Origin of the sequence: Streptomyces sp. NRRL B-1347 (assembly GCF_000720325.1) — a bacterium.
In the GTDB taxonomy this organism is placed as follows: domain Bacteria; phylum Actinomycetota; class Actinomycetes; order Streptomycetales; family Streptomycetaceae; genus Streptomyces.
The window spans coordinates 1-4325 of the sequence record NZ_JOJM01000161.1 but is presented as its reverse complement, the minus strand read 5'-3'; the positions used below and the strand labels follow the sequence as shown (position 1 = coordinate 4325).

Annotated in this window: 4 protein-coding genes; 2 read left to right on the top strand and 2 right to left on the bottom strand. The window is 72.4% G+C overall.

Annotation, left to right across the window (positions count from 1 at the left end; translation table 11 throughout):
* Together IG74_RS0143950 and IG74_RS0143945 are read right to left on the bottom strand one after the other, a co-directional pair.
* The coding region (locus IG74_RS0143950) for a TerD family protein (protein ID WP_030689286.1) at positions 1 to 713 on the bottom strand (713 nt) is incomplete at its 3' end.
* 157 nt (positions 714 to 870) lie between these two features.
* A complete protein-coding gene (locus tag IG74_RS0143945; RefSeq protein WP_030689285.1) occupies positions 871 to 1467 on the bottom strand; it encodes a M48 family metallopeptidase in 597 nt (198 codons plus the stop codon).
* Positions 1468 to 1706: 239 nt separating this feature from the next.
* On the opposite strand from IG74_RS0143945, the gene IG74_RS0143940 reads away from it, so the two are divergent.
* Positions 1707 to 2852 carry a TOMM precursor leader peptide-binding protein gene (locus IG74_RS0143940; RefSeq protein WP_078869629.1) on the top strand — a complete coding sequence of 382 codons (1146 nt, stop codon included), beginning with the start codon at positions 1707 to 1709 and terminating at the stop codon, positions 2850 to 2852.
* 33 nt (positions 2853 to 2885) lie between these two features.
* A complete protein-coding gene (locus IG74_RS0143935; RefSeq protein ID WP_030689281.1) occupies positions 2886 to 4283 on the top strand; it encodes an ABC1 kinase family protein in 1398 nt (465 codons plus the stop codon).
* Positions 4284 to 4325: the final 42 nt, after the last annotated feature.

Below are 4325 nucleotides of genomic sequence, written 5' to 3'. Positions count from 1 at the left end.
GGGGCCGGGGTGTGCTGCACGGGGGCCGGGGCGGGTGTCGGCGCGGGGGCGGGGGCGGGTGTCGGCGCGGGGGCGGGGGCCGACGGGCCGGGGGCTCCGAACGCGGGCGGCGGCGTGGTGGCCGCGGGCGGCGCGAAACCGGGCACCGGCGCCGGGGCCTGCGGCTCGGGCGCCGCGGGCTCGTCCTCGGCGACCTCGCCGCCGAAGTTCCGCAGCAGCGCGTCCAGGCCGCCGTCGAAGCCCTGCCCGATCGCGGCGAACCGCCACACGTCCTTCAGGTAGAAGTCGCCGAGCATCAGCGCCCGCTCGGTGGAGAACTCCGAGCCGCTGAAGGCGTACCGGGCCACCTCCTCGCCGCCCGCGACGATCCGGATGTAGCCCGAGGCGAGCTGGGACATCTGCCCGGCGCCGTCGATCGCGGCTGTGAACGACAGCTTCTGGATCTGCGGCGGGATCCGGTCGAGGGTGACGCGGAAGGACTCGTTGTCACCGGCCTGCGCGCCCAGGAGCTGGAGCGACTCCTCCGGGGACTTCGGCTGGTTGAAGAAGATGAAGTAGCGGTCGTCGGACAACCGCTCGTCCGCGTCGAGGCCGAAGCAACTGATGTCGAAGGTCAGCCCGGGGGCAGCGATGTGCACGCCGACGTACAGATCGGTCCCCGCGGTGAGGTCACTGATCTTGGCCTTGTGGCCGCGTTGGAATTCCCTGGGCATACGTAACGACCGTCCCCCATCCCGAAGGTGAATGCGTCGCGCCAGGCTAACCGCAAAGTCCGACAACGGACGAAGCCGGTACAGACCCGGTACACAACCACCGTGGGGCACGCCGCCCACCCTGCCGTGGCGTGCCGTGCCGTGCCGTGGGCCCCGGTCATTCCTCCCGGGCGGCGGGCAGGTGCGGCAGCCGGTCCGCGGCCACCACCCCTTCGAGATAGCCCCGGGCGCGCTCCGTCCGCGGATACGCCTCCAGGAGCTGCCAGAAACGCGGCCCGTGCCCCGGCACCAGCAAATGCGCCAGCTCGTGGACCAAGACGTAGTCGACCACGTACTCGGGCATGCCCTGCAACCGGTGCGAAAGGCGGATGCTGCCCTCCGACGGCGTGCACGAGCCCCAGCGGGTGTTCTGGTTCGTCACCCAGCGCACGGACGTGGGGCGCGCCCTGCCGTCGAAGAACTGCTCCGAGAGCCGCCGCGCCCGCTCGGCGAGCTCACTGTCGCCGAGGACCCGCTTGCTCTCCTGCGCGGCCAGTTTGTCCAGCATGACGGTCACCCAGCGCTGCTCCTCCGCCTCGGACATGCGTGCGGGGATGAGGACGACCGTGCGGTCCCCCTCGCGGTACGCCGAGACCGTTCTGCGCCGGCGGGCGCTCCGTCGCACCTCGACCGCGGTCGCCGCCGGGCCGGAAGACGGCGGACTGGTCGCGCTGCGCTGTGGACTTCCGGCGCGGTGCAGTGGGTCGGCGGGCACGCCTTGACGTTACCCGTTCGGCAAGCGGGAAGTCCCGCCTCCGGGACGGTTCGGTACCGATCCCCTCCCCGTCCGCTCGATCAGCTCGATTAGTACGACAAACACTCGCCGCCTGTGGACAACCCCGCGCACACCCCGGCCCGACCGGGCATGCTGACGGTCGAACAGCACCATCTCGACCCACGACTCGGCACGCCATGCCGCGCACGACATGACACTGCATGACACGGGGGAAACGCATGCATCCGATCCTCAAGCCCGCGCTGCGACGCGGCTGGCGCGATCTCAATACCGTCCAGTTCGGGGTGACGCCCGCACACGCCCGGGTGCTCGGCCCCGTGGACACCGCGACCGGCAGCTTCCTCACCCTCCTCGACGGCACCAGGAGCCTGTCCCTCCTGCGCGCGGAAGCCAAGGGAATGGGCCTGCCGGACGGCCACGTGGACACTCTGCTCCAGCGCCTGGACCACGCCGGACTGCTCGACGACGCGACCGGCGGCGGCCCGGCCGCGGACGCCCTGCGCGCCCGCCCGGACGTCATGGACCGGCTGCGCCCGGACCTGGCCGCCCTCTCGGCCATCACCCCGCGCCCCCACGACGGCATCCGCAAACTGGCCGCCCGCCGGGCCACCCGCGTGCGCGTTCAGGGCACCGGCCGCGTGGGCGCGATCGTGGCGTCGGTCCTGTCCGGCGCGGGAGTCGGCCAGGTGGACGTGCGGGACGGAGGCTGTGTCGAACCCTGGGACGTCGCCCCGGGCGGACTGCCCGCCGAATCCATCGGCCAGCGCAGGGACGCCGCGGCACGACGCGCCGCGCGCCAGGCCGCACCGGGCCGCCCACCACGGCACCCCGAGGACAGAGCCGACACCGAGCACCCGCTCTCCCTGGTCCTGCTCACCCCGCGCGACGGCCTCGACGTCTACGCCCCGGCGCCGTCCGGAGCCGAGCCCCTGATCGCCGCCGGCACCCCGCACCTGTACGCGGGCGTGCTCGAAGGCACCGGCGTGGTCGGCCCCCTGGTGCTGCCGGGCGAGAGCGCCTGCGCGGGCTGCCTCGCCCTGGCCGAGACGGACCGCGACGCCACGTGGCCGCGCATGCTGGCGCAGTGGCACTCGGGGCACAGGCGCCAAGTGCCCGCCTGCGACCTGGCTCTGGCCACCACCGTGGCAGGACTCGTGGCCGCACACGCCCTCGCCTTCCTCGACGGCGCCGCGCCCTCGCTCACGGGCGTCCGCTGGCTGGCGGCGGCACCACGCTTCGCCTGGCGCGCCCAGCGCGTACCGGCGCATCCCTCATGCCCATGTGGGGCCAGTGAGCGCGTTAAGGGGGAGGACGCCTCCGTGGATCGAGAGTCACACGAGACAATGACCGGTGTCACCGCCTGAGAAGGCGCGGCTGTCTGGGACTTGGAGGGGCGCATGTCTGATCTTCCCCGGAAGGCGGTAACCCGTACCGCCAAACTGGCCGCGCTGCCGCTCGGCTTCGCGGGCCGCGCGACCTGGGGGCTCGGCAAGAGAATCGGCGGCAAGTCGGCGGAGATCGTCGGCCGCGAGCTGCAACAGCGCACGGCGGAGCAGCTGTTCAAGGTGCTCGGCGAGCTGAAGGGCGGGGCGATGAAGTTCGGGCAGGCCATGTCCGTCTTCGAGTCGGCCCTGCCGGAGGAGGTCGCCGGGCCCTACCGCGCGGCGCTGACGAAACTCCAGGAAGCGGCGCCGCCGATGCCGACCCGCACCGTGCACGCCGTGCTCGCGGAGCGGCTCGGCGAGGACTGGCGGGAGCTGTTCCTGGAGTTCGAGGACAAGCCCGCGGCGGCGGCCTCGATCGGCCAGGTGCACCGGGCCGTGTGGGCGGACGGACGCGACGTCGCGGTGAAGGTGCAGTACCCGGGAGCGGGCGAGGCACTGCTCTCCGACCTGAACCAACTGGGCCGCTTCGCCCGGGTCCTCGGCCCGCTGATCCCGGGGATGGACATCAAGCCCCTCATCGCGGAACTGCGCGACCGCGTCTCCGAGGAGCTGGACTACGACCTGGAGGCACAGGCCCAGCGCGCACATGCCGAGGAGTTCGCGGACGACCCGGACGTGATCGTCCCCGACGTGGTCCACCAGTGCGAGCAGATCCTCGTGACGGAGTGGATCGACGGAGTGCCGCTGGCCGACGTCATCACCGACGGCTCGCAGGAGGAGCGGGACCGGGCGGGCCAGCTCCTCGCCCGCTTCCTGTTCTCCGGCCCGGCCCGCACCGGCCTGCTGCACGCCGACCCGCACCCCGGGAACTTCCGGCTCCTACAGGGCGAGAAGGGCGAATGGCAGCTCGGCGTCCTGGACTTCGGCACGGTGGACCGGCTGCCCGGCGGACTCCCCCCGACGATCGGCCGTTCCTTGCGGATGACGGTCGAGGGCCAGGCCGACGCGGTCTACGAGATGCTGTGCGAAGAAGGCTTCGTCAAGGACTCCGTCGACCTGGAGCCGGAAGCGGTCCTCGACTATCTGCTGCCGATCATCGAGCCCGCGCTGGCGGACGAGTTCACCTTCACCCGCGGCTGGATGCGCAGCCAGGCGACACGGGTGGCCGATCCCCGCTCCCCCGCCCACCAGTTGGGCAAACGGCTGAACCTCCCGCCGTCGTACCTGCTGATACACCGCGTCACACTCAGCACGATCGGCGTCCTGTGCCAGCTGGGAGCCACCGTGCGGATGCGGGACGAGCTGGAGGAATGGGTCCCAGGATTCCTGCCGGACGAGCCGGCGGAACAGGAGGAGCAGCAGGACCCGGCCGACGGCCAGGAGCTGGACGGCGCGGCGGCTGAGGCATGACCTGACGCGCGGAGGAGGGCTGGGGGGGTGGGGAGGGGGTGG

What these genes read in the sequence shown, in the direction of transcription:
- IG74_RS0143940 (WP_078869629.1), top strand. Translation starts at nt 1,707, where the DNA reads ATGCATCCGATCCTCAAGCCCGCGCTGCGACGCGGCTGGCGCGATCTC.
- IG74_RS0143935 (WP_030689281.1), top strand. Translation starts at nt 2,886, where the DNA reads ATGTCTGATCTTCCCCGGAAGGCGGTAACCCGTACCGCCAAACTGGCC.